At 69.3% G+C, this 23,989-nt stretch carries 19 protein-coding genes, 5 tRNA genes and 2 pseudogenes; 18 read left to right on the forward strand and 8 right to left on the reverse strand.

The features are described from left to right. Positions 1-137: 137 nt before the first annotated feature. Positions 138-647, forward strand: coding sequence for an Hsp20/alpha crystallin family protein (locus ACN28I_RS11160; RefSeq protein WP_420942046.1), 510 nt, complete (start codon positions 138-140; stop codon positions 645-647). A gap of 39 nt (positions 648-686) precedes the next feature. On the opposite strand, the gene ACN28I_RS11165 is transcribed toward ACN28I_RS11160, so the two are convergent. Then, the gene (locus ACN28I_RS11165; RefSeq protein WP_420942047.1) at positions 687-1,205 is read right to left on the reverse strand and encodes a DUF2267 domain-containing protein; all 519 of its coding nucleotides are present in this window, start codon (positions 1,203-1,205) and stop codon (positions 687-689) included. A gap of 147 nt (positions 1,206-1,352) precedes the next feature. Here ACN28I_RS11165 and ACN28I_RS11170 point away from each other — a divergent pair. After that, positions 1,353-2,118, forward strand: a pseudogene (locus ACN28I_RS11170) (RDD family protein). Between the two features lies 1 nt (position 2,119). Then, a complete protein-coding gene (locus tag ACN28I_RS11175; protein ID WP_420942048.1) occupies positions 2,120-3,097 on the forward strand; it encodes a stage II sporulation protein M in 978 nt (325 codons plus the stop codon). Here the strand turns inward: ACN28I_RS11175 and ACN28I_RS11180 are convergent. Continuing rightward, positions 3,081-3,533, reverse strand: a complete 453-nt coding sequence (locus ACN28I_RS11180; protein WP_420942049.1) for a hypothetical protein — start codon at positions 3,531-3,533, stop codon at positions 3,081-3,083. The two genes, ACN28I_RS11175 and ACN28I_RS11180, sit on opposite strands and share 17 nt — an antisense overlap. Positions 3,534-3,691: 158 nt before the next feature. Between ACN28I_RS11180 and ACN28I_RS11185 the strand changes: the two genes are divergently transcribed. From ACN28I_RS11185 to ACN28I_RS11205, 5 genes are all read left to right on the forward strand, one after another. Next, positions 3,692-3,767 (forward strand) — tRNA-Glu (locus ACN28I_RS11185). Positions 3,768-3,799: 32 nt separating this feature from the next. Beyond that, a tRNA-Ile gene (locus ACN28I_RS11190) sits at positions 3,800-3,870 on the forward strand. A 25-nt stretch (positions 3,871-3,895) separates the two neighbouring features. Next, positions 3,896-3,966: transfer RNA gene (locus tag ACN28I_RS11195), tRNA-Val, on the forward strand. 5 nt (positions 3,967-3,971) lie between these two features. After that, a tRNA-Ala gene (locus ACN28I_RS11200) sits at positions 3,972-4,042 on the forward strand. A gap of 18 nt (positions 4,043-4,060) precedes the next feature. Further along, positions 4,061-4,129 (forward strand) — tRNA-OTHER (locus ACN28I_RS11205). Positions 4,130-4,153: 24 nt separating this feature from the next. On the opposite strand, the gene ACN28I_RS11210 is transcribed toward ACN28I_RS11205, so the two are convergent. Together ACN28I_RS11210 and ACN28I_RS11215 are read right to left on the reverse strand one after the other, a co-directional pair. After that, positions 4,154-5,590 carry a DUF92 domain-containing protein gene (locus ACN28I_RS11210; protein ID WP_420942050.1) on the reverse strand — a complete coding sequence of 479 codons (1,437 nt, stop codon included), beginning with the start codon at positions 5,588-5,590 and terminating at the stop codon, positions 4,154-4,156. Positions 5,591-5,885: 295 nt separating this feature from the next. Then, the gene (locus ACN28I_RS11215; protein ID WP_420942051.1) at positions 5,886-6,080 is read right to left on the reverse strand and encodes a hypothetical protein; all 195 of its coding nucleotides are present in this window, start codon (positions 6,078-6,080) and stop codon (positions 5,886-5,888) included. Between ACN28I_RS11215 and ACN28I_RS11220 the strand changes: the two genes are divergently transcribed. The 5 genes from ACN28I_RS11220 (at position 6,058) to ACN28I_RS11240 (ending at position 14,617) form a co-directional block, all read left to right on the forward strand. Next, positions 6,058-8,202 carry a hypothetical protein gene (locus ACN28I_RS11220; RefSeq protein ID WP_420942052.1) on the forward strand — a complete coding sequence of 715 codons (2,145 nt, stop codon included), beginning with the start codon at positions 6,058-6,060 and terminating at the stop codon, positions 8,200-8,202. The genes ACN28I_RS11215 and ACN28I_RS11220 overlap by 23 nt on opposite strands. Before the next feature lie 281 nt (positions 8,203-8,483). Further along, positions 8,484-12,266 (forward strand): hypothetical protein, encoded by a 3,783-nt coding sequence (locus ACN28I_RS11225; RefSeq protein WP_420942053.1) that lies wholly within the window; start codon positions 8,484-8,486, stop codon positions 12,264-12,266. Positions 12,267-12,273: 7 nt separating this feature from the next. Beyond that, positions 12,274-12,846, forward strand: a complete 573-nt coding sequence (locus ACN28I_RS11230) for a type IV pilus modification PilV family protein (protein WP_420942054.1) — start codon at positions 12,274-12,276, stop codon at positions 12,844-12,846. A gap of 41 nt (positions 12,847-12,887) precedes the next feature. Then, entirely contained in the window at positions 12,888-13,931 is a 1,044-nt protein-coding gene (locus ACN28I_RS11235; protein ID WP_420942055.1) for a hypothetical protein, read from the forward strand. Positions 13,932-13,948: 17 nt separating this feature from the next. Next, positions 13,949-14,617 (forward strand): hypothetical protein, encoded by a 669-nt coding sequence (locus ACN28I_RS11240; protein WP_420942056.1) that lies wholly within the window; start codon positions 13,949-13,951, stop codon positions 14,615-14,617. A 64-nt stretch (positions 14,618-14,681) separates the two neighbouring features. Here the strand turns inward: ACN28I_RS11240 and ACN28I_RS11245 are convergent, their stop codons facing one another. Further along, positions 14,682-15,206 (reverse strand): J domain-containing protein, encoded by a 525-nt coding sequence (locus ACN28I_RS11245; protein WP_420942057.1) that lies wholly within the window; start codon positions 15,204-15,206, stop codon positions 14,682-14,684. 119 nt (positions 15,207-15,325) lie between these two features. On the opposite strand from ACN28I_RS11245, the gene proC reads away from it, so the two are divergent. The 5 genes from proC (at position 15,326) to ACN28I_RS11270 (ending at position 18,983) form a co-directional block, all read left to right on the forward strand. Continuing rightward, positions 15,326-16,153, forward strand: a complete 828-nt coding sequence (proC, locus tag ACN28I_RS11250; protein ID WP_420942058.1) for a pyrroline-5-carboxylate reductase — start codon at positions 15,326-15,328, stop codon at positions 16,151-16,153. Between the two features lie 21 nt (positions 16,154-16,174). Then, the gene (locus ACN28I_RS11255) at positions 16,175-16,702 is read left to right on the forward strand and encodes a DivIVA domain-containing protein (RefSeq protein ID WP_267536046.1); all 528 of its coding nucleotides are present in this window, start codon (positions 16,175-16,177) and stop codon (positions 16,700-16,702) included. A 30-nt stretch (positions 16,703-16,732) separates the two neighbouring features. Continuing rightward, positions 16,733-17,032: a DUF167 domain-containing protein gene (locus ACN28I_RS11260; protein WP_420942059.1), complete on the forward strand. Its 300-nt coding sequence runs from the start codon at positions 16,733-16,735 to the stop codon at positions 17,030-17,032. 7 nt (positions 17,033-17,039) lie between these two features. Further along, complete coding sequence (locus ACN28I_RS11265) at positions 17,040-18,224, forward strand: peptidase MA family metallohydrolase (protein ID WP_420942060.1); 1,185 nt, start codon at positions 17,040-17,042, stop codon at positions 18,222-18,224. A 231-nt stretch (positions 18,225-18,455) separates the two neighbouring features. Beyond that, positions 18,456-18,983, forward strand: a complete 528-nt coding sequence (locus ACN28I_RS11270; protein ID WP_420942061.1) for a hypothetical protein — start codon at positions 18,456-18,458, stop codon at positions 18,981-18,983. A gap of 860 nt (positions 18,984-19,843) precedes the next feature. On the opposite strand, the gene ACN28I_RS11275 is transcribed toward ACN28I_RS11270, so the two are convergent. The 3 genes and pseudogenes from ACN28I_RS11275 to polA form a co-directional block, all read right to left on the reverse strand. Next, positions 19,844-20,449 carry an AHH domain-containing protein gene (locus ACN28I_RS11275; protein ID WP_420942062.1) on the reverse strand — a complete coding sequence of 202 codons (606 nt, stop codon included), beginning with the start codon at positions 20,447-20,449 and terminating at the stop codon, positions 19,844-19,846. Between the two features lie 95 nt (positions 20,450-20,544). Then, positions 20,545-21,198 (reverse strand): hypothetical protein, encoded by a 654-nt coding sequence (locus ACN28I_RS11280; protein ID WP_420942063.1) that lies wholly within the window; start codon positions 21,196-21,198, stop codon positions 20,545-20,547. Next, positions 21,198-23,922 (reverse strand): annotated as a pseudogene (gene polA, locus ACN28I_RS11285) (DNA polymerase I). Before polA ends, ACN28I_RS11280 begins: the two are co-directional and overlap by 1 nt. Positions 23,923-23,989: the final 67 nt, after the last annotated feature.

A 23,989-nucleotide genomic window follows, 5' to 3' on the forward strand; every position in this document is an offset into this window, starting at 1 on the left:
AGGGTCCGCGGGAGGATGGCCCGGAGGACAGGGAGCAGCCCTCGGCGGCGCCTTGTGCGGCGTCATCGCCGCTCTACCCTGAGTGTAGGGGCTGGACTCCAGAGCGGGTCCGGTCCGAGCACAAGGAGGGACATGTCATGGCGGATCTTCCAGTGCGTCGAGGAGGAGGATCTCAAGTTGGCCGGTGGACGCGAGGGTTGGATCCTTTCGAGCGGATGAAGGAGTTGATGGGGTTCGATCCGTTCGAGCAGATGGGCCGCATGGTGGGCGGCGGAGAGGCGCCGGTGGGCTTCATTCCGGCCTTCGAGGTGAAGGAGACGAAGGACGCCTACATCTTCAAGGCGGACCTGCCCGGGGTGAAGGAAGGAGACCTGGACATCACGCTCACGGGGGACCGGCTCACCATCAGCGGCAAGCGGGAGACGGAGAAGGAGGAGGACTCGGATCGCTTCTACGCCTACGAGCGGAGCTATGGCTCCTTCAGCCGCTCGTTCACGCTGCCCGAGGGCGTGGATGCGAACAACGTCAACGCGGAGCTGAAGGACGGCGTGCTCCACCTGCGGTTGCCCAAGCAGCCCGAGCTGCAGCCCAAGCGCATCCAGGTGAGCACCACGGACGCCAACAAGCAGGGCAAGGTGAAGGCCTGAGCCCGCGGGGGCTGGAGTCCTCCAGCCCCCTTCGTCATGTCAGATGGTCCGCTGCCACAGCTCGCGCATGTCGGCGGGCAGCTGGCCGATGACGTCCTCGATCTCCCCCTCGGAGACCTGATCCCTCACCGCGGTGAAGACGGCGCGGATCTTCCGCTCGGCCTCGAGGGAGTCCACGTCCAGGTCCTCCGACACCATCTGGATGAAGCCATCCTTGCCGAACTTGCTGGCGGGCTTGCCCAGGTGACGCTCGCAGCGGATGAGCAGATCCTGGAGCTTGCCCGGAAGCTGGGCCTCCAGGTGCGCGGCCTCCTCGCCGAAGAGCCGCTGTTCCAGGACGCAGAGCACCGAGACCGCGGCGCGCTCCGCCTCTTCCTCGTTCATCGAGCCGATGACCATCAGGTTGCGCAGGAAGGCCTTGTAGGTCTGGTTGCGCCGGGTCTCGCTGCGCTGCTCGCGCCGGGTCTGCAGATCGACCCCCGAGAGCCGCCGCGACTGTCCTTCCGTGCCCTGCGATTGCTGGTTGATGTCCGTCCCGTTCCTATCCGTGTCCGCCATGTGCGCCTCCCTCGGGCTGAAAGGGGTTCCTTCTGACCTTGACCATGCCCCCGCACGGAGTGCAGCGGGGGTGGCGCACCGGGGTGCGCGCCCTGGCAACTGCCCGGGCGGACCTTCAGGCGCGTTCCGGTTAAGCTCCCCGGACGAATGGATTCCGCCCCCTCTCCGAGCCTCGAGGTCGCCACGCCCGAGCGGGTCTCGCTCTCGTTGCCCGTGGCCGGTATCGGCTACCGGTGCCTGGCCTATCTGGCCGATCTCTTCCTGCTCTTCCTCTTCTGGGTGGTCGCCTACTTCACCTTCACGCTGCTGGTGAGTGACGTGCTCGGCTTCGTCCAGGGCTTGTCCGGCCTGACGCAGACGCTGCTGGTGGTGGGGGTGTTCGCCACGCAGTGGGTGTACTGGACGGCGGCGGAGATGCTCATGGGGGGGCAGACGCCAGGCAAGCGCCTCGTCGGCATCCGGGTGGTGCGCGTGGATGGCTCGCCCGTGGGCGTGCTGGAGAGCGCGGTGCGCAACCTGGTGCGCACCGTGGATTTCCTTCCCCTCTTCTACGCCGCCGGCTGCCTGAGCGTGCTGCTGACGCGCCAACACCAGCGGCTGGGAGATCTGCTCGCCGGCACGCTGCTGGTGCGCGAGGAGCGCATCGACCTGGACAAGTACTCCGCCCCCGCGGCCACGCCCGGGGCCCCGCCCACCGCCCCCCGCGCCGAGCGGCTCACCCCGGAGGACCTGGAGCTCATCCTCTCCTTCCTGGCCCGGGCGCCGGAGGCTCGAGCCCGAGGCCCGGACGCGTCTGGGAAGGAAGCTGGTGGAGCGCTACGGGGGGCTCGACGAGGCCGGGCGAACCACCGTGTTGGCCTCGCACCAGAGCACCGAGGCCTTCCTTCGCTCCCGCGTCCAGACGGAGCGCTGACGTGGCCACGCCGCTGCCCACCTTCGTCACCCGCCGCCGGCCCGACTGGGACGCACTGAAGGAGCTGCTCGCCCGGCAGCGCGCGGGCACCCTCCGGCTGGAGGAGCTGCGCACGCTCGATGTCCTCTACCGCCGGGCGGCGGCGGACCTGGCGCAGGCGCAGACGTTCTACGCGGGCACGGACGTGCACCGCTTCCTCAACCAGCTCTGCGGCCAGGCCTACGGTGCCATCTATCAGCCACCGCGCGAGCGGCTGGCCTCCACCCTGGCCTTCTTCCGCCACGACTTCCCCCGCACCCTGCGCGCCAACGGTGTCTTCGTGGCCGCCAGCACGGGCCTCTTCCTGCTGGGCATCCTGCTGGGGGCGGTGGTGGTGCTGCTGGAGCCGCGCGGCGCGGAGCTGCTCGTCCCCGAGAACCTGCGCGGCTTCATCGCCCGCGGGGAGATGTGGACGGACGGCATCCTCACGGTGTCGCCGCCCAACGCGGTGGCCTCGGGCATCGCCACCAACAACCTCACGGTGACCATCGTCACCTTCGCCTCCGGCATCCTGCTGGGGCTGGGGACGGTGTTCGTGCTCGTCAACAACGGCGTGCACCTGGGCTCGGTGGCCGCCCTGTGCGTGCACGAGGGCATGGGTGGGAAGCTGTTCGACTTCATCGCCGCCCACGGGCCGGTGGAGCTGTCCATCATCGTCATCGCCGGAGGCGCGGGGCTCATGGTGGGCCAGGCCCTCATCGACCCTGGCGAGCTGCCCCGGGGGCAGGCCCTGGCGCTGCGGGGGCGCGAGGCCGTGAAGCTGGTGCTCGGCTGCGCGCCCTTCCTCGCCCTCATCGCCGTGGTGGAGGGCTTCGTGTCCCCCGGCGACTTCTTCCCCTCGTGGGTGAAGGCCACGCTGGGACTCGCGCTGGGGGCCTTCTTCTGGCTCTACCTGCTGCGTGCCGGCAGGGGCGAGGCCGGGCCTACGCCCGTTGGCTGAGCACGGAGAGGAGCAAGCCGGCTCCCAGTGCGAGGAGGAACCAGAGCCAGACCGGGCGGCTCCGCCCCGTGACCTGCTTCCCGGCATCTCCCGGAAACGGCAGGGAGCCCGCCTGAATCATCTTCGCCTCAAGGGCCTCGACCGCGTCCTTGGACTCCTTCAGACCCGTGCGTGCGAGCTGGCGATGGAGCTTGATGGCCTCGATCTTCTTTCCTTCGACGATCAGCCGCTCGAGCTCGGCCTGCTGCCCGGACGGGAGGGACTCGCCCGGCGGTGTGCCCGTCAGCCGCTGGAGAGCCCCGGGCGAGAAGCTCGGAGTCCGCCCCGCGGCGAGCTGCTCGACGGCCTCCTTGGACTCCTTCAGCCCTTCGCCCGTCAGCTCGCGGTAGCGCTTGATGGCGTCGATGGTCCGGCCCTCCCGCACCAGTGCGGTCACTTCAGTGAGTGCATCGTCTGGGAGCATGGAACCGGATGTTGTCATGGACTCAGGGCTCACGGGAGAAAGACGACATGCGGCGCACCATAGGCGAACGGAGGGCCTGTCAGGAACGCACGGCGTTTCGCGTCTGATTTCGCATGACGGATGAAGCAGCCGTCCCGTTCGTCTAACGGCTCAGGATGCTGGCTTTTCATTCCAGCGATGAGGGTTCGACTCCCTCACGGGATGCCACCGCTTCAACCAGACGTAGAAGGCAAACACCCAGGGACGTAGCTCAAGGGTAGAGCACCTGCCTGATAAGCGGGAGACGGCAGTTCGAGTCTGCTCGTCCCTACTTTCCACTGTTTCCATAAACAGACACGCGTGTAGCTCAACAGCAGAGCACCGGTCCGACACGCCGGAGATCAGGGTGCGACTCCCTGCTCGCGTAAATTCGGGGTCATCGTCCAACAGGAAGATGCCGCCATCGCAAGGCGGAGATCCGGGTGCGACTCCCGGTGACTCCACTCCCCTCCCCTCTTTTCGGGCTGGCCGCCGGGGCGGAATCGGGCTTTGCACGCCTGATGTGCCGGGTTCGACTCCCGGCCGGTCCATTTCAGCGACGCGTCCGCGGCGTGCTACGCCCAGAAGGCCAGCAGGGCGCCCGCGGCGGTGGCCACCACGTTGACGGTGTCATTGCCCAGCCAGGAGAAGCCCCGAAGCGGCCGGGCGGAACGGCCGCACCGGTGCACCCTGCGCTCGGTCTCCCGAGAGCAGGCATCACACCAGCGCACGTCCTGCACCGTGGCCCCCAGCAGGCTGTCCACGAGCGAGCCCACCACGCCCGCCAGCACGAGCCAGGGGATGAGTGCCACCGGCGCCCCCGCGAGCACGGCCATCCCACCGACGAAGGCGGCCCCCGCGGTGGACGCCAGCAACCCGGCGCCCGACACGGCTCCGGACGTACCGGGCGGCACCTGCCGCAACGTGGTGACCAGTCTCGGTGGCGAGCGCGAGAGCACGCCCAGCTCCGTGGCCCACGTGTCCGCGTTGGCGGCGACCAGGGCGCCCAGCATGGCCAGCGAGTAGCGCGCGTCTCCCGTGACGGCCAGCAGCACCGCCGCCCCCGCGGCCACGCCTCCGTTGGCCAGGGCCTGTCCCAGATCCCTCGTCCCCGTCTTGGCGTACTCCTCCTCCACACCGGCCTTCCGGGCGCGGAACGTCTTGGAGAGCGCGCTCGAGGAGATGAAGAAGCCGAGCAGCGCCGCGGCCCCCACCGCCCCCGCCAGCCCGAAGACGGGGGTGCCCACGAGGAGCGCCCCCAGCACGCCGCTCGGGCTGAGCGAGCCCCGGGCCCAGGACAGCACGCCAATCGCCAGGGCGATGCCCGCTCCCATGCCCAGTCCCCAGGCGTGCACGGGCGGCACCAGGTAGAGGACGGCCCCCGCGGCCAGCGGCACCCAGAGGTTGTCGCGTCCCTTGGTGCCGAGCGCCTCGGCGCAGGTGGCCACCACGGCGCACAACAGGGCCAGCGGCACCCGCGGCATGTCCGGCGCGAGGCCCGGCATCCACGTCAGCACGGCCAGCACGGCCACGAAGGTACCGGCGCACATGGCCAGCGAGCCCTCCAGACTCTTGAGCCTCTCCCCCAACGTCTCGTAGCGGTGGCGCCCGAACCGCCGGCCCACCAGCGAGGCCAGGGCATCTCCCACGGCCATGGCCATGACGCCCCCCGCCGCCGCCGCCGGCTTGTCCCACGCCAGCCACACCAGCGCCGAGTACGCCACCGCGAACCAGACCGTGCCCAGGTTGTCGGGCTCGGCCTCCACCGACTTCAGCAGCCGCTTGCGGTGGATGTACCAGTTGGCCACCGCCGCCGTCGCCGACGGCACCACCGCCAGCGCCCGGCTCTCGAACAGCCCCAGCGTGCCGAAGATCCAGAAGCCCACCCCCACGTGGATGATCTTCCGCGCCAGCTCACGCGACAGGCCCAGCCTCAGGGCCAGCTCCCCCGCGGCGACACACACTCCGACGTACCCGTAGGACCAGAGAAGCGCCTGGATGTCCTGACTCATGGGCTCCGATTGTAGTCAGTCCCACCGCCGCCCCAAGGGCAGGAATAAGCCCCCGAAGCTTTGTCTCTCAACAGCAAGCACGAAATGTGGGGCTGGGGCCAAAGGCCCCGGGGGGGATTCACAATGAAACATTATCCGGGCCATCATGTGCCTTCGGCTCAACACCGTCGAGGTGTCGGGCCTCCCCACATGCCTCCGGTTCCGCCTGCGCGTTCCCGCAGCACGAGGCGTGTGCCGTCAAGGTTCCGCGGTTCCGCAGCAGAGGTACGGCTCCATCCCTCCGGGTGACCATGTCTCAGAAGAAGAAGTGGATGTTCTTGGGTGTGACGACAATCACCGGGCTCGCCGCGTGCGCGCCCCAGGTCGTCACCGCGTACAACAACTGGAAGTGAGCAACGACGGAGCCGCGGAGCTTCCCGGCCGACTTCACCTTCACCGCCGCGGACAATGGCGTGAAGACGGTGCCGGTGACCTTCCGCACCGCGGGCACGCGCCTGCTCATCGCCAGCGGCACCGTGGGCGGTGGCATGCAGGGCACCTTCAGCACCACCAGCGAGGCCTTCACCGTGAAGGCCGGTCCGGCCGCCCGGATGAACCTCTCGGGCCTGCTGCCCGAGGCCGAGTCGGGCGCCGAGGTGTCCTTCCAGGTGTCCTTCGTGGACGCCTTCGGCAACATCGCCACGGACTACTCCACCCAGCTTCGCATCCGTCACAGCGACGAGAGCGCGCCCGAGGTCCCGGACGTGCTGGTGGATGCGAGCAACGGTACCGCCACCATCCGCCTCTCCCTCTTCTGGGCGGGCGTGCAGACCCTCACCGTGCAGGACACCCACAACGACGACGTGAAGGTCTCGGCCGAGCTCCGGGTGCGTCCGAGCAGCGCGGTGTCGTACGCGCTCTCCTCGCTGCCCGCCACGGCGCGCGTGGGCGAGCCGCTCGCGCTCACCGTCACGGCGCTCGACGCCAAGGGCAACCGCGCCACGGGCTACGCGGGCAAGGTGCGCATCAGCTCGGCGGACTCGGCCATGGAGCTGCCGGCCGACGCGTCCTTCTCGCAGGGCGTGGCGCTGGTCTCGGTGGCATTCCGCACCCCGGGCGACCAGACGGTGACGGCCACCGAGGTGGGTGGCACCCTGACGGCCACCACCGGCAGCGTGAAGGTGACCTCCGCCGAGGCCGCCCGCATCGTCGTGTCCGGCACGGGCCCCGCCATGGCGGGCGGCGACGCCACCTTCACCGCCACGGTGACGGATGCGTTCGGCAACACCGTCACCGGGTACCGCGGCACCGTGGGCTTCAGCTCCACGGACTCCCTCGCGGGGCTGCCCGGTGCCTACACCTTCACCGAGGCGGACTCCGGCATCCGGACCTTCTCGGCCACCTTCAAGACGGCGGGCGCGCAGTCCATCACCGTGGCGGACAGTGCTCGCGCCGGGGTGACGGGCTCCGGTGCGTTCTCCATCTCGGCGGCGGCCGCCGCGGCGTGTGAGATCTCCGACGTGCCGGCCACGACCATCGCGGGCACCCAGTTCCCGGTGCGCGTGACGGTGCGCGACGCGTTCGCCAACACCGTGTCCGGCTTCAGCGGCACGGTGGCCCTCACCTCCTCCGACACCCACGCCTCGGCGGACATGCCCGAGGCGGCGGCCTACGTGCCGGCCAAGGACCAGGGCTCGCGCCTCTTCGCCGCGAAGCTGGCGGGCGCCGGTGGCCACACGCTCACCGCCACGGAGTCCACGGGCGGCTGGACGTGCACGGCCCCGGTGACCATCAACCCGGCCGCGCCGAAGATCCACGTGGCGCTGCCCACCGACACCAACGCCGGCTACCCGGTGGCCGCGGTGGTGAGCGTGAAGGACGCCTACGGCAACCCCATCTCGTACGCGGGCAGCCTCACCTTCACCAGCTCCGACACGGCCGCGGTCCTCCCGGGCCCGCTCACCCTCACGGGTGGCGAGAGCGGCACCTCCACGGTGAGCGCCACCTTCAACACCCTGGGCGCGCAGGAGCTCAAGGCCACCTTGGTGGGCGATGCCTCGCTCTCCGGCGCGGGCACCACCGCGGTGCACGGGTTCGTCTACACGGACCCGACGCCGGGCACGGGCAAGATGCGCTTCGTGGTGAACACGGCGGCCTCCTCCGCGAAGCTGGTGCAGCTCGACCTGGTGTCCAACACCTCGGTGATCGCCACCTCCGGCGGGTCCATTCCCGCGCGCGGCGGCGTCTACTCGGCCGGTATGAACCTGCCGTTGGATCACACCCGGGTGATGGCCGACACCGCCCTGCTGGTGGAGGGCAACGCGCTCAACCTGGGCGCGGCACCCAAGGCGGTGGCCGCGGCGCTGCCCGCCACGGGCCCCACCTCGGGCGTCCTCTACACGGGGGTGAGCCAGAAGTTCGACGGCGCGGGCAAGGTGACGGGTGACGTGAGCCTCCTCCCCGGCAGCGTCTTCTACTCGGTGCGGCTGAAACTGCCGGCCACGGCCACCGTGGGCACCGTCTTCAACGGCCCCAGCCTGGACACCCGCTTCCGCGCCGCCGTCCGCAACCGCGCCGGTGACGAGGTGATGTCCAACGCCGACTTCGCCATCGGCAAGCTCGAGGTCCGCTAGACCCCGGGCGCGAGGGATCGGCCACAAGCCCTGCCCCTCCCCAGCCTCCTCCTGCCTCCGGGCGGGAGGAGGCTTTGTCTTTTCAAGGGCTTACCCGTCATACGGGGAAGCCCGTACGGGGCGGGGCCCCAATTTTCCCGCCTTGGATGCTTTGTCAGCTTTTCTTTGGGTATGCTACCCTACCGCAGATAAGCGCAGACCCACCCCCGTGGGATCGGCGCCCACCCCTGAATGTAGACCGGCGTCCCCACGTCGGCTCCCCTTCCGGAGGACAGACACGGATGAAAGCGCTGCGCATTCGCCCCCTGGTCGTTCTGTGCCTCATGACGTTGCCCTTCGTTGCCGGTGCAACGGATGTCCGCTTCGAGCAGGGCTCGCTCATCATTCCGATGCAGCGGGCCTACCAGACCCAGTGTGGGGCAGTCTCCGCCTACGGTCTCATCTACCGGCTGCTGCAGAAGAAGGTGACGGTCTACTGGGCGGTGCAGCCCACCAAGACGAGCCACCACCGGTGCAGGAACACCGTGGACACGCCGGTCTCCATCGACGGCTGTGACATGGAGGTGGCCAAGGAGAGTGGCTGGCCCGTGTCCCTGTTGAAGAACTCGACCGGCCAATTCACGGACGAGTTCGACACCTTCTCCTCCCTGGACGGCCGCGCCGCCAACGTCAACACGGGTGAGGCCGCCTTCCGCGTGAACGACAGGGTGAAGCGCCTGCGCTACATGGGCGGGCCCTTCATCATCGAGGCCGCCGAGGCGGCCAAGGCCATCCAGCTCCTGAAGGACGACCCGGACTTTGAGAAGTTCCGGGGAACGGAAGGCGCCCCCAACTGCGCCCCGGGCACGGCCTTCAACGTCCGGGTGCACCGGGCCAACAACGCCTTCGTGGCCCCCGTCGCCCGCATCATGAACGAGGTGCCGCCGCCCATCGCCCTCGTCGAGGGCAGTGGCGGCGCGGTGGGCATCCTCCGCCAGTACCTCTCCAACGCCGGCCTGTACTTCCCGGGCGCCGAGGGCACCTTCGAGAATCACGGCAAGATCTTCGACGTGCTCCACCAGGAGCGCGACCTCATCTCCGACGCCACCTACCCCAAGGGCAAGCTCAACTACGCGCCCAACCCGGCCGCGCCGAACAAGACCTACTACAAGGTGATGTGGGCGCCGCACTGGGAGGGCAACACCCGGGAGCAGAGGAAGCTCAAGGAAGGGCTGGCCAACATCGCCCACTTCGCCGACCTGGGGAACAGCATCTTCAACGAGTGCGCCTCCATCCAGACGTACGAGGACAGCTTCCGGCCCGACGACAGGAACCGCACCCTCTACAACGACAACGAGCCCACCCAGTTCATGTCGAAGCTGGATCCGGCGCATCCGTCGGGGCCGGGCCTGCAGACCATGGGGACCAGTGAGCTCACGGGCGGCGGCGGCTTCGCCACCAACGGGCAGGACTGCTCGGATCCGAACGCCACGGGTGACTGCTACATCTTCCGCAACTACGGCGACCTCTTCAGCCAGAAGGGGGACTACCCGTTCGTCATCACCTCGGGCCTCGTCGAGGGCTTCCGGCCGCGCGCGGGCAAGGACTACGGCCCCGGTACCCTGCGGATGATCACCACGAAGTCGACGAGAAACAGCGCCAAGGATGGCTGGGACCTCTACGTCTCCCGCCCCAAGGACAACAACCGCCAGAAGGGCAACATCCTCTACCTGGCCGGCCACAGCTTCGCGTCCTCGGCCGCTGGCAACCGCGTCGTCCTCAACACGCTGCTCAACCTCGCCTACAAGCCCAGCTCGCTGGAGACCAGCCGCGCCGAGCCCGTGGCCGACATCACCTACAAGGCGGATGGCACCATGGACAAGGTGAACGTGCTGTCGGGCACCTTCCTGGACACCCCGCCCCCGGCCCACTTCCCCGAGCGCATCAACTTCCAGATGGGCGCCAAGGCCGCGGACTGGATCTTCCCCTATGTCGAGGGCCGCTTCCGCTCCATCCCGGCCGACGGCATCGGTGACAGCCGCCAGGGCTACGCCAAGAACGCGGATTGGGAAGCCACCGAGCGCATGCCCAAGCCGGACAAGCGCACCCTCTTCACCGTGCTGGGCAACAACCAGCAGGGGCTCCAGAAGGTGCGCTTCCACCTGGACGAGCTCAAGCCGGGCTGCCAGGACGACGACACCACCGGCAAGCTGCGCAACGTGTGTGATCTCCAGGAGGCCATCGGCCTGGACCGCAACTCCTCGGGCACCAGCATCCTGGACCCGGACGGGGATGGCATCGTCGATTCGCTGCTCGCCGCGCTGCTCAATGAGTACAACCACACCAGCCGGCACTTCGTGCAGCGGGTGCGGGGCTTCTGCGTGGCGCACGACCGGACGGACGGCACCCCGTACGACGAGATGGAGCCCTCCGAGGGCCAGTGCGACAACCGCCAGTTCGGCGAGGTCCGCTCGACGCTCGGTGGCCTGGATCACGCGAGCGCGGCGGTGGTCGGCCGCAGCGCCTACATCGAAATCCAGCGCCCGGACATGGCCTACATCGGCGGTCTGGATGGCCAGCTCCACGCCATCTACCTGCGCGGCTCCATCCCCGGTGCCGTCGCGCCCGCCGCGGGCACCGAGCTGTGGTCCTTCATTCCCAAGGGCCAGCTCCCGCGCCTGCGCACCAACGACGCCCGGGTGGACATCTCGCCGGTCGTCTCCGACGTGTACGTCGACTACGACGACGTGAACCGGGATGGAGTGCTGTCTCCCACCGAGCGCAACACCGGGGTGTTCCGCTGGCGCACGGTGCTCGTGTCCGGCTCGGGCCGCCTGGGCGGAGAGATGTTCGCGCTGGACGTGACGGATCCCCGCTTCCCCACCGTGCTGTGGGACGTGACGGCGAACCAGGACAACTTCGATGATCCGGATACCGCCAAGAACACGGCCTTCACGTGGACGGACCGCAGGGGCGCGCCCGCTCCGGACTACTCCAAGCTGAACGAGGCGCCGCGCTCGGGCCCCTACAACTACAAGGACTTCGGCGACTCGCTGTCGATGAACCTGGTGCCGGTGCGCCGGGGCAACCTGCCGTCCTACCAGGTCATCGTCGCCACCAACGGCGCGACGAGCGGGGCGCAGCAGCTCCAGGTGTTCGCCCTGGACGCGGGCACGGGCAGGAAGCTGTGGCAGTGGGAGCGGCCCTACAGCGCGGGCACCTCCAACTCCGTGCCGGGCGGCACCTCCACGCTGGACATCGACAACGACGGGGCCATGGACCGGGTGTACGTGGGAGACATGGAGGGCCGGCTCTGGGAGCTGAACATCCACACCGGCGCCAACCTCAACTCCTTCGCCAACGCGTCCGTGGGCACCGGCAGCTACCCCCTCTTCTCCACCGATGACCCGCAGCACCCCATCAGCACCGTGCCCGCCATCATGCGGCTGCCCTATGAGCTGGGCTCCGACGGCCTCTTCTCCCAGATGGGCGTGGGCAAGGCGGCCGCGGGCAAGCTGGCCATCGTCTTCGGCACGGCGGGCCCGGACTGGGTGCTCTCGACGAACCCGGAGATCCACGGCCGGGTGTACGTGGTGGCCTCCAGCCCGGAGGATCTGCGCATCCGCCACCAGCTCACCTACGACAAGGTGACGCCGGTCTCCTCCTCGCTGGCGCCCGAGATGGCCCGGTGGGGCACCGCGAAGCAGGGAGCGGCCGTGCACCTCGAGCTGGAGGAGAAGGAGCGGGCCGTCGGCTCGCCGAAGCTCGTCGGCAGCAAGATCGTCCTCACCACGGCCTACGGCACCACCGACACCAACCCCTTCAAGTCGGACATGCAGGGCCGCACCCACGTGCTCGACATGACCCGCTCGGCGGGCCATGAGATCGTCAGCGAGAGCGGCAAGGCGGCCGCCGGCAGTCTGGTGCTGCCCGACGGCACCATCGTGACCCAGAGCATGGTGGGCCTGCAGCGGACCGAGGACAACAGCGCGCTCGGTGAGGTGCCTGGAACGGGCCTGCCCGGAAAGCGGTCGCCGGCGCGGATCGGCTCCTGGTTGGATCTGGGCCGGGCCCTCGCGGAGTAGGTGGAGCATGCGCAGGCAGAGACACCCTCGAGGAATGACGCTGGTCGAGGTGATGGTGGGCATGGGGCTGGTGGCGGTGGCGATGTTGGCGCTGGTCTCGGCCAACACCCTCGCCGCCCGCGCCTCCAGCCGCTCCTACCGCCACCACATGGCCATGCGGCTGGCCCAGCAGCGTCTGGACGTCTTCGCGATCGGCGACCAGAAGCTCAAGCTGCGCCCGGTGGCCAACGGGGCCGCCTTCGTCACGGATGGGACGCCCCTGGACTGCCAGGAGGCGTTCGGCGCCGCGAGCGCCACCGGCGCCATCGCGGAGCTGTGCAACGGCGCCAATCCGGATTTGATGGGCTGGGTGGACATCTACGGCCGCCCGTGCAGGCGCACGGGGTCGCGGGAGGAGGGCTTCCATCCCACCTGCCAGTACCGGCGCTACGTGCGCTTCCAGCAGCAGGTCACCGGCAGCAACCAGGGTGACATCTGGCGGGTCTTCGTCGCGGTCAGCCACGCGCCGCAGGGCCAGTGCAGCAACTTCACAGAGGGTGATTCCCAATGCGTCATCACCACCGCCGTCCTCACCCGCTAGCGTCCGCCCGGAAGCGGCGCTCCGCCCGGGGACTCACCCTGGTGGAGCTGTTGCTCAGCGCCACGCTCGGCATCGTGATGCTGGGCGCGGCCGTCGTGGTGTTGCTGGCGGCCGGCCGCATGCGGCGCAACCAGCAACTGCTGTCGGACGCCAACGAGGAGGCCCGCACCGCCCTGCGCCAGGTGTCCCGGGCCCTGTCCTCCGCGGGCGCCGGCGGCCCGGCCTACAGCTTCATGGACGAGGATGGCACGCGCAGGCAGCGCCCTGCCCTGCTCTTCACCAACGGCGCGCTGGCCCTCAGCCCGTCCATGCCGCAGACGCCCGACTCCATCACCCTGCTGCGTTACGGCGCGGATCGCCGCACCGTGCTGGTGACGCCGATCGGACTGAACACCGTGAGCGTGGCGCCGGATGGACGGCTGCCGACGATGCCGGGCGTCCAACCCCAGATCTTCCTTCCCGGCGAGAGCGCGCTGCTCACCAACTTCCAACGGTCCATGCTGGTGCCGTTCCGGGACACGAACCTCGGCATGGATGGGGCCTCGGCGCGCAACGTCGTTCAGCTCACCACGGACATCAATCCCATGGCGCTGCAGGATGCGCTGATCCCCATCGAGCCCGGCGCCACCGTGTTCCCGGTCCAGGTGGTCCGCTTCCGGGTGATGCACGTGGAGGCCCGCGACAAGGAGCCGGAGCGGGCAGACCTGGTGATGGAGACGCTGGACTGGCGGACGCTGGATCCGTTCAATCCGCCCCAGCTCCGGGTGTTGGCCAAGGACATCGAGGACTTCCAGGTGCAGTGGGGCTACGACCGCAACGACGATGGCGTGGCGGACGAGGGCTTCACCGATCAGGGGCCCACGGACAACATGCTCGACCCGAGCCTCACCTTCGCGCGGCTCACCATCTCGGCGCGCACGAGCAGCACCCTGGTCACCGACGAGGGCGAGTACGTCGTGAACGAGGACACGCCCTTCGAGCGCGGAATCGACCTGGGCGGCCCCCGGCCTCCCGCCAGCGGGCACCGCCGCCGGGTGCTCAGCACCGTGGTCCTGCTCAAGAATCTCGCCGCACCCCGTATCTGATGGCTGGAGAGCGTGACATGAAGTCCCGAGCCCCTCGTCGTGGATCCACCCTGCTGACGGCCCTGGGCGTGACGCTGCTGATCGCCCTGATCATCTTCGGCGCCCTGGCGTACACGGGGGCGGAGCAGGAGCGCAGTGGCCGCGCCGTGCGCGACATCGACGCGCAGACCTGCTCCGAGTCCGCCGCGCAGTGGGGCCGCAAGTTCTACGGCGAAAACTACGCCCGGTGGAACCAGATGCTGTCGGGAGCGCTGCCCGGCTACAACAACCCGGAGTCGCAGGTGGAGCAGCTCGACGCCGAGTGGGGCCCGAGCTCCTTCGGCCGCATCGACGGGCGGCCGGTCGCCATGCCGAATCTCCCCCCCGACTTCCGGGTCACCATCTCCGACAACATCGACGAGTTCCCTCCGGTGGAGCCCAACCCCTTCCAGGACAATGACCTGCAGGTGGTGCTCCGGGCGGAGTGCATCAACCCCCGGCTGGGCATCTCGCCGCCGAGGGTGGTGGAGAACCTGGGCGGGGTGGCCGAGCCCGACCCGCACAACTGGCGCGGCCGGGTGCTCGCCGAGACGAACGAGACGCGCCGGAACAAGGTCGTCGAGGTCGTCCTCATCCACACGCCCAACAACGAGTACAAGGGGCAGCGGGGCGGCGGGGCCAGCGGCGACCAGAACGTCACCCGGTGACTCCGCCCGGGGTGCCGTCCCCGGCCTCCCGCCGCACCGGGGGAAGCCCCCGGAGCGTCCGCGCCTACCGGCCGCGAGCCGCGGGCAGCGCCGTGGCCCCGCGCACCGGCGCCGAGCCCGACTCCAGCGCTTCAATCCGCTTGCGCTGACGGTGGCGGAGGATCTTCTCGTAGGCGAGGTTCAGCTCACGCATCTTCGCCTCGGAGCCCCCCCGGTCCGGGTGCCGCTCCAGCGCCAGCTCGCGGAAACGCGCCCGCACCACCTCGGGAGAGTCCGAGGGCGAGACACCCAGCACCCGGTACGGGTCCTGATCGTCGATGGCCGCCAGCCACGCCTCCAGCCGATCCTTCACGGCCAGGAACTGCGCGTCCCCGTCCGTCTTCTCCTTCACCGGGTGGGTGCGCATCTTCGCGTCCGCGCGGAAGACGTCCGTGTAGACGCTGGAGACCCAGCGGTGGCACGAGCCGCACCGGAAGTACTTGACCCGTGGCCCCGCGTGGCTGGTCATGCGCACGCCGCAGTGGGTGCACTCGACCTCCACGTTCTCGAGGGTCCGCCAGTTCCAGTTCGTCGCAGCCGCCGCGCTCATGGTGCTCTCGACCTCTCCCGTGCAGGCGCTACAGGCCTGTTGTGGGTGTCAAGGTCCCACGATCCGATCGCCCGTCAAGAAATCTGCAACCAGACGGTCACGCTGCTAGAAGCGGGCGGATGCTCGACAAGACGATCGCCTTCCTCGGCGCCGGCAACATGGCCGAGGCGCTCATCAAGGGGCTGCTGCGCGCCGGCAACGCGAAGCCCGAGTCCATCATCGCCACCGGGCGCCGGGGAGAGCGGTTGGAGACGCTCCAGCGCACCTATGGGGTGAGGACCACCCAGGACAACCTGGCGGCGGTGCGCGAGGCGGACGTGGTGGTGCTCTCGGTGAAGCCGCAGGCGCTGGACAAGCTGCTCATGCACGTGGCCACGGCGGTGGACCCGCAGAAGCTCATCATCTCCGTGGCGGCCGGCGTGCCCATCGCCGCCATGGAGCGGCGGCTGGGCGCCGGGGCGCGCATCATCCGCACCATGCCCAACACCCCCTCCCTGGTGGGCATGGGCGCCTGCGCGCTGTCCCCGGGCGAGCACGCCAGCGAGGCGGACCTGGCGGTGGCCACCCGCATCTTCCAGTCCGTGGGCACCACCACCGTGGTGGACGAGAACCTCCTGGACGCCGTCACCGGCCTGTCCGGCAGCGGCCCCGCCTACATCTTCCTCATCATCGAGGCCCTGTCGGACGCGGGGGTGAAGGTGGGGCTGCCCCGCTACACCGCGCTCAAGCTGGCCGCGCAGACGGTGTTGGGCAGTGCCCAGCTGCTCATCGAGACGGGCGCCCACCCCGGCCAGCTCAAGGATCAGGTGACGAGCCCCGGCGGCACGGCGATCGCTGGCCTGCATACCCTGGAGGCAGGCGGGCTGCGCACCACCCTCATCAACGCGGTGGAGGCGGCCACCCGGCGGGCCAGGGAGCTGGGGGAGCAGTTCCTGGAGAAGTCCTAGGGCTGGCTTATACTGGGGTGCATGAAGATCACCCCGCTCGACATCCGGCAGAAGCGCTTCGAGACGGCCCTGCGCGGCTTCTCGAAGCGAGAGGTGGAAGCCTTCCTGGAGCTCATCGCCGGAGAGTTCGAGGAGGTGGTGAAGGAGAACATCGGCCTGAAGGAGGAGCTCAAGCGCACCCAGCTCAAGCTGGAGCAGCACCTGGAGCGCGAGCGCACCCTGCAGGAGACGATGGTCACCGCCCAGCGCATCAGCGAGGACATGAAGGGCGCGGCCAAGAAGGAAGCGGAGATCATCCTCGCGGACGCCGAGCATCAGGCCGAGAAGATCGTCCACGGCGCGCACCAGCGGCTGGTGCAGGTGGTCGAGGACATCAACGAGCTCAAGCGCCAGCGCGCCCAGTTCGAGTCGCAGGTGAAGTCGGTGGTGGAGGCGCACCAGAAGCTGCTGGAGACGTTCAGCGGCCGCACCTTCGCCGACAAGGACTACGCCCGCGTGGAGGACAACGTGGCGTACCTCACGCAGAAGAAGGCGCAGAACGGCGAGTAGCCGGCGAGAGCCCCCCGGAGAGAGCCCCTGATGACGGCCTCCTGGCTGAAGGAAGTGCCCGGCGCGGTGGAGCTGGCCGTGCTGGTGCAACCAAGGGCCTCGCGCACCCGCGTGCTGGGCGAGCACGACGGGATGCTGAAAATCCAGCTCGCCGCCCCTCCCGTGGATGGCGAGGCCAACGCGGCCCTGCTGGAGTTCCTGGCGAAGCAGCTCGGGGTGCCCAAGCGGCAGGTGAGTCTGGTATCGGGTGACACCTCGCGTCGTAAACGGGTGCGTGTCGAGGGGCTTGGCGCGGCGCGGGCCGAGGCTGTTATGTCTGGGACCACGTGAGGCTCCCATGCGCCACCTGCTCCTGCTCCTGATGTTGTTGCTGTCCCCCCTCGCGCGGGCGCAGGAGTACACCCATCCCGTGCCGGAGGCGGGCCACGCCAACGGAGGCGTGGAGCCCGCGATGGTGCCGGTGCCCCGGCCGGCGCTGGTGGTGGGCGAGGTGGTCACGCCGCGCTTCCGCCTGCTCTACACCGCCAAGTCCGAGGGCTCCGCGCGCCAGCTCGCCACCAACATCGAGGCCATCCGCGACGGCTTCGTGAGCGTGCTGGGGCGGGACTGGCCGGGGGTGACGGAGATCCGCGTGGGGGTGGGCCGCGAGGAGTTCGAGGCGCTGGCACTGCCCGGGGGCGCGCCTCCGGGCTGGGCGGTGGCGCTGGCCTACCCCTCGCACCGGATTGTCCTCCTCAACGCGCTGACGATGGCGGGGCCCGAGGGCATGGTGACGCTGCGGCACGAGCTGGCGCACGTGGCCCTGGGGCAGCTGGCCCGAGGCTGGCCGCGCTGGTTCCAGGAGGGCCTGGCGCAGAACCTGACGGGCGAGAACTGGTCCGTGACGCACTACACGGCCCTCTTCCGCGCGGTGACGCAGGAGAAGGTCTTCCGCTTCGAGCACCTGCACGACGCGTGGCCGGATCTGCCCTCGGACGTGGAGATCGCCTACGCGCAGAGCGCGGCCTTCGTGGCGTGGCTGTCGGCGCGGTACGGGCCGGAGGGCATGGGCCGGCTGGTGGACGAGGTGGCCACGGGCCAGCCCTTCGAGCAGGCCTTCGGCAAGGCCTTCAAGTCGTCGCTGTGGGTGGAGGAGCTGGCGTGGCGGGACGGGTTGGCGGCGCGCTACGGCTGGCTGCCGCTGACGACGAGCACCTCGCTGCTGTGGCTGGGGATGACGGGGCTGGTGGTGGCGGCGTACGTGCGGCGGCGCAAGCAGAAGGAGGAGCACCTGGCCGAGATGGAGGCGCAGGATGCCGCCGAGGAGGCGGAGCTGCGCGCGTCCCTCGAGGCGGAGCTCGCCCAGCAGCGGGCCATGCTCGTGCCGGCGCAGCCGGTGGACGGGGTGGAGCCGGCGGACGCGCCGAAGGCGGCGGACGTGGCGGTCCTTGAGTGGGGCGACTCCGTGGAGCCCCTCGCGAGCCAGGAATTCGAGGACGATGAGGAAGGCGTGCCTCGTCCGCCCAAGCCGACAGTGCACTGAAACGGGGGCCGCGCCTTGTCCTGCCGGTGGGAAAACAACTGCCCACGGAAGAGACCGCAGGACCCACAGCCCTTCCCTTTCCTCGCCCGCGGCGAAAAATCTACAGCCCGGCTGGGACGCTCAGCGCCCAGGGGCTGAGCCAAACGGCTGATTTCACTGTCCCCTCCCCTCGGCGTGAGCGCTGGCAAGCGGCTTGCTCAAGAGCCCGCCACGAGAGCGGAGGAGAGCGGAATGCTGGAACGCGCACGGCGAGGGGCAGGGGTGGCGAGGGTGTTCGCGGGGCAGCCGGAGCGGCTGGCCGCGGCATGGCGCCGGGTGCGCTTCGCCGAGGCGCGCAAGGACGGGGGGGCACCGCGCAACCAGTTGGACAGCGTGGTGGAGCCGTTCATCCGCGAGGTGGGCAAGAAACTGGAGGGCAAGGAAGGCAGCCCGTGGAGCCGGACGCGCGCGGTGCTGAGGCTGGCGCCGAGCCGGGGGGGGCGCGCGCTGCACGAGGAATTCGCGGCGCTGCGCCGCTGCCTGGTGGACGCGGTGGAGGCGCTGGGCGGAGGCGACGCGGAGCGGGCGGTGGTGAACCAGTCGCTGGACGAGGCGGTGGACTCGGCGGTGGCGCTGATGGAGCGCCTGGGCAATCCGCTGGCGCCGAGGCCGCGAGTGCCCTTCGCGGGCCTGGTGGTGCAGCTCTTCGAGAAGGCGCCGGTGGCGATCCGCGAGCGGCCGCCGGTGACGGAGGAGCACGAGCGGGTGGCGATGCATTGAGTTGAGGGGGGTGCCGACCCGTCCGGCTTGACGCCTCCAATGCTGGGAGGCGTCCGAGGGCCGGCGGTTGAAGGGGGCGCGCTGACGGGCCAATTGGGGGGCCCGAGGCGCGAAAAGGGGGCGTGTTCCCGCGCGGGGGTGCGGTGAGCGCGCAAGGAGTGGCCGCTGGAGCCGCGTGAATGGGGGTTCACGCGCCTCGACGGCCGGACGGGTCGGCGTTGTTTTCCGGGGCGGACGCATACGGGGGTATGCGTCCGCCCAGGTTTTTTCAGGCACCGCGCACGTCAGGCTTCCCTGAACCGGAGGCCGGTCAGCCCCGCGCGCTCCATGGCCAGCTTGATGCGCTCCGTGAGGATGATGGCACCCGTCCACCCCCAGGGGCGGCAGAATGCTGACGTCTCCCATCGTGGCGGGGTCCACCTTCAATCCCCTGACATTCTCATACTTGCCAACCAACTCCGGCACCCCATCCTCGGGCGTCCAGTACGAGACGTGCTCGCACCGAGCGTCGTCAATGCACCGGATGACATGCAAGACATTGAGGATGAAGAAGGGGTCGGTCTGCCCTTCAACCTGAGCTGGAATGAATTGGATCTCATCTTCAAGCTCCAGTTGCTCGAAAAGAGAGACGACGCGTCCGGTCACCACGGGCGTGGCGAGTTCGGTCAGGCTGAAATCCAGCGGAATGCCAGGATGGGCGATGCCAAGAACGGGGCGTCCCTCCAACTGGAGCAGTGTCCCTCTCTTGAACTGCCAGGGGTCCATCTTCCGTCCATGCTCATCAATGTCTGTCTGATACAACACCCAACGGCCCGGCACACTCATCTCATCCCACAGCTCGAAATAACGCGGGGGAGCGCTCATGGTTTCCTCGTGGCAAGCTTGTTGAGGTCCGAGCCGGACGTGCATACGTCACGGGCAATGTTGTCGAGAGACTTGACGAGCCTGCTCCGGCAGGAGGCTTGGGTCTGGCATTCCCCAAGTGCATCCTGGAGGCGGCGGAATACCTCTTCATGGTACGGCTTAGGGTGTGGGCCCACGTGGCCGATGAGATAGACGATGTTCGCAGGATCATCGAAGCTCATTCCAGCCCGATCGAAGAGGCGCTTGAACAGCGGGGTCCAGGGACCACCACTGACATCGGATATGTCGTTCTTGTTCGTGGCGAGGTGGTGGGCTTTGGCGTCTCCCTTGTCCGAGGCCTCACGGCAGGCTCCCGTCGTCCGGGAGGAAGCCCCTGCCGAGGCCACCGCGGAGGCCGCCGTATTCGCGGACACGCCCATGAGCACCACCGTGCCATTCGCCACGTTCACCTGGGCGCGTGTGCCCGCTCCGATTGAAAAACCTCCCCGAGCGCCGCCTCCCATGAAAGCGAAGCGTGGTGGCGAAAGGCTCGCCCACATCCCTCCCTTGGGCACCTCCGGCAGTCCCTTGGCCAGCTTCGCCCCGGCCACTGTCACCAGCACGCGAAACCCCACTCCCCCGATTGACTGACCAAAGCGCGCGGCGGCGGCCTCCAGTTCCTCCTGCGTCCTCGCGGCCTCCGCTTCCCGGTACAGATTCAGACACGCCTGCCCGACGGTGTAGGCTCCGCCGCGCTGTAGGTCATCAACAGCCCGAGGGTCACCGCCGAGGCCAGGGCCTTGGAGAAGACAGGCTCGGGCGCGGCCCACGCCGCCATGTACAGCATCATGGACAGGGCCATGGAATACGCGACGGCAGGAGAGCTGAGCAGCTCCATGGCCGCCGCGCGCACGCCCTCGTCCATGTAGCGAGGCGAGAGTTTGAGTGCCAGGAACCACCGGCTGCTCTCGATCGAGGACGGCAGCGGCATCGAGGGAGGACCGAAAACCTCCATGTATGCCGCGCGCACGCGCCGCTCCAGGTCGGACGAATGAGCGCCCGGCGGAGGCCCCGAGAGAAGGCCCGCCGTCATCGCGAGCGGAGGGAGTCCCGCGAGGGAAGGCCGCCCTGAACGCGGCTTTGGCGCCTGGAAGGCCGTCTCCAGGGCCTCGACGAACGCCCGGGCTTCTTCCACGGTGAACCGAGCCAGGGCCGGGTCCGGCCCGAGCGGCTCGAAGGTGAGCTCGAGCCCACGGCCGTAGGTGGGGCTGTGCTGCGCTCTGACCGCCACGCGCTCCAGCGGCGAAGATGCTCGAGCCCACTGCGGCACCAGCAGCAACAGCCCCAGCGCGAGGACGGCGCGCGGAGACATCAGTGCGCGTCCGCCCACGTCCGTCCCGCCCCCACTTCCACCTTGAGGGGCACCTTGAGCTGCATCACGGCGTTCATGCACCGCCGCGCCAGCTCCTTCACCTTCTCCACCTCGTCCTCCGGGGCCTCGAAGAGCAATTCGTCGTGCACCTGCAGCAGCATCTGCGTTTGCAGGCCCTGCTTCTCCAGCTCCGCGTCCACCGCCAGCATCGCCTTCTTGATGAGGTCCGCCGCCGTGCCCTGGATCGGCATGTTGATGGCGGCGCGCTCGGCCGCCTGCACCACCTGACGGTTCTTCGCGCGCAGATCCGCCATGGGCCGGCGCCGCCCGAAGAGCGTCTCCACGTATCCCCTCTCGCGCGCCACCCGCACCGTCTCCTCCAGGTAGCGTTTGATGCCGGCGTAGCGGGTGAAGTAGCGCTCGATGATGTCGCGCGCCTCCTCGTCGGGGATGTTGAGGCGCGTGGACAGACCGTAGGAGGCTCAGGCCGTAGGCGATGCCGAAGTTGACCGTCTTGGCCACGCGCCGCTGATCCCTCGTCACCTGATCCTGCGCCACGCCGAAGATCTCCGCCGCCGTGCGGCTATGGATGTCCTCGTCCCGGGCGAAGGCGTCGATGAGCACCGGGTCCTCGGCGATGTGCGCCAGCAGCCGCAGCTCGATCTGACTGTAATCCGCGGAGACGAGCTGCTTCCCCTCGTCCGCGATGAAGGCGCGGCGGATCTCCATTCCCAGCTCGGTGCGGATGGGGATGTTTTGCAGGTTGGGATCCGACGAGGACAGCCGCCCGGTGGCGGTGGCCGCCTGGTGGAACGTGGTGTGGATGCGCCCGTTCCTCGCCAGCTCCGGCAGCGTGTCCAGGTAGGTGCTCTTGAGCTTGGACAGCGAGCGGTACTCGATGATGGCGCGCGGCAGCGGGTTCACCTCCGCCAGCTTCTCCAGCACCTCCTGGTCCGTGGAGGGGCCCGTCTTCCCGCGCTTGAGCACGGGCAGCTCCAGCTTCTTGTAGAGCACCTCGGCGAGCTGCGGGTTGGAGCCCACGTTGAACTCGGTACCCGCGAGCGTGTGGATCTCCTTCACCTTCGCCTCGCACTCGGCGCCCACCTTGTCGGAGATCTGCCGGAGGACCTTCACGTCCACCCTCACGCCACGCGACTCCATGCGCGCGAGCAGCGGCACCAACGGCAGCTCCAGCTCCCGCGCGAGCTTCGTCAGGCCCAGGGGCTCCAGCTCCTCCCACAGCCCGGGGGAGAGCTGCCGCGCCGCTTCCGCCCGGACCGCGTACGCCAGCGCCACCTCCTGGGGGGAGTACTCCTTCAGCGCGCGGGCCTTGCGTCCGCTGGTGGTGGGCAGCTCGGGCAGGTCCACCTGGAGCCGCTCGCGGGCGAGGAACTCCACGCTGTGATCGCGCCGCGAGGCATCCAGCAGGTAGCTGAGGAGCTCGACGTCGTCCTCCCCTCCCCTCAGGCGGATGCCCTCGCGATTCAGCAACAGCCAGAGGGCCTTGAGGTCATGCCCGCCCTTCTTCACCGCCGCGTCCTCCAGCACGCCCTGGAGGGCCGCCTTGAAGTCCGCGGGCCGCACCTGCTCCACGCCGAGCCCCTCGTGGGCCAGCGGCACGTAGCGCGTGGTGCCGTCCTTCAGCGCCACCCCCAGGCCCACCAGCAATCCGGCGAAGGGCAGGCCCTCGTACGCGGGCACCAGCGTCACCGCGCCCGCCTCGCGCACCGCGGTGGCCAGCGCCTGGAGCGCCTCCTTCGTGGTGACGATCTCCGTCTGCGCCGGCAGCTTCGCGGCCGTCCTCGGCGCCGCCCCCGTGCCCTCTCCGGTGCCCTCGCCGCCCGTGGCCGCCTTCGCCGGCAGCTCCCGCAGCAGCGCGGAGAACTCCAGATCGGTGAAGAGCTGGCGCAGCTGCTCGTCATGCGGCGGCTGGCGCTTCAGGTCCTCGATGGTCACGTCGAGCTGCAGGTCCGTGCGGAACGTCACCAGGTCGCGCGCGCGCAGCAGACTCTCCCGGTGCGCCGCGATGGCCTCGCGCATCTTCGGCTTCTTCACCTCGGAGAGCCGCTCGAGCATCGCGTCCACCGAGCCGAACTGGGTCAGCAGCTCCACCGCCGACTTCGGGCCGATGCCCGGCACCTTGGGGACGTTGTCCACCGCGTCGCCGATGAGCGCCAGGTAGTCGCGCATCTGCTTCGGTTCGATCCCCAGCCGCTCCTTCACCCCGGCCGGGTCCGTGTAGCGCTCGTTCTGCGGATCGTACAGGTGCACGTCCTCGTCGACGATCTGCACGAAGTCCTTGTCGCCGGTGACCACCAGGACGCAGAAGCCCTCGGCCTTGGCTCGCCGGGCCAGGGTGCCGATGACGTCGTCCGCCTCCCAGCCGGCCACCTCCAACACGGGCAGGTGGAGCGCCTCCACCACCTGGCGGATGTAGGGGAACTGCTGGGACAGGTCCTCCGGCGTTTCCTGCCGGTTGGCCTTGTAGTTGGGGTCGATCTTCTGGCGCTCGGCGCGGCTCTCCTTGTCGAAGGCGAGCGCGACGTGGGTGGGGTTCAGCTCCTTGAGCGCCTTGAGCACCTGACGGGTGAAACCCAGGGTGGCGTTGGTGGGCACACCCTTGCGGTTCGTCAGGGGAGGAATCGCGTGATAGGCGCGGAAGATGAAGCTGGAGGCGTCGATCAGGACGAGGCGGGACGAGCCGCCCGGAGGGCTGGGAACCATAGGTCCCCGGCCATAATCGAGCCCCCGCCCCCTGTCCATGCCGGGGACGCCCCCGGGGAGCAACCGT

Source organism: Archangium gephyra, from assembly GCF_049060025.1.
Classification (GTDB): domain Bacteria; phylum Myxococcota; class Myxococcia; order Myxococcales; family Myxococcaceae; genus Archangium; species Archangium gephyra_A.

Coding starts and splice junctions, on each gene's coding strand:
- ACN28I_RS11160 (WP_420942046.1), top strand. CDS start 138: ATGGCGGATCTTCCAGTGCGTCGAGGAGGAGGATCTCAAGTTGGCCGG.
- ACN28I_RS11165 (WP_420942047.1), bottom strand. CDS start 1,205: ATGGCGGACACGGATAGGAACGGGACGGACATCAACCAGCAATCGCAG.
- ACN28I_RS11210 (WP_420942050.1), bottom strand. CDS start 5,590: ATGAGTCAGGACATCCAGGCGCTTCTCTGGTCCTACGGGTACGTCGGA.
- ACN28I_RS11225 (WP_420942053.1), top strand. CDS start 8,484: ATGAAAGCGCTGCGCATTCGCCCCCTGGTCGTTCTGTGCCTCATGACG.
- ACN28I_RS11230 (WP_420942054.1), top strand. CDS start 12,274: ATGCGCAGGCAGAGACACCCTCGAGGAATGACGCTGGTCGAGGTGATG.
- ACN28I_RS11240 (WP_420942056.1), top strand. CDS start 13,949: ATGAAGTCCCGAGCCCCTCGTCGTGGATCCACCCTGCTGACGGCCCTG.
- ACN28I_RS11245 (WP_420942057.1), bottom strand. CDS start 15,206: ATGAGCGCGGCGGCTGCGACGAACTGGAACTGGCGGACCCTCGAGAAC.
- proC (WP_420942058.1), top strand. CDS start 15,326: ATGCTCGACAAGACGATCGCCTTCCTCGGCGCCGGCAACATGGCCGAG.
- ACN28I_RS11255 (WP_267536046.1), top strand. CDS start 16,175: ATGAAGATCACCCCGCTCGACATCCGGCAGAAGCGCTTCGAGACGGCC.
- ACN28I_RS11260 (WP_420942059.1), top strand. CDS start 16,733: ATGACGGCCTCCTGGCTGAAGGAAGTGCCCGGCGCGGTGGAGCTGGCC.
- ACN28I_RS11265 (WP_420942060.1), top strand. CDS start 17,040: ATGCGCCACCTGCTCCTGCTCCTGATGTTGTTGCTGTCCCCCCTCGCG.
- ACN28I_RS11270 (WP_420942061.1), top strand. CDS start 18,456: ATGCTGGAACGCGCACGGCGAGGGGCAGGGGTGGCGAGGGTGTTCGCG.
- ACN28I_RS11280 (WP_420942063.1), bottom strand. CDS start 21,198: ATGTCTCCGCGCGCCGTCCTCGCGCTGGGGCTGTTGCTGCTGGTGCCG.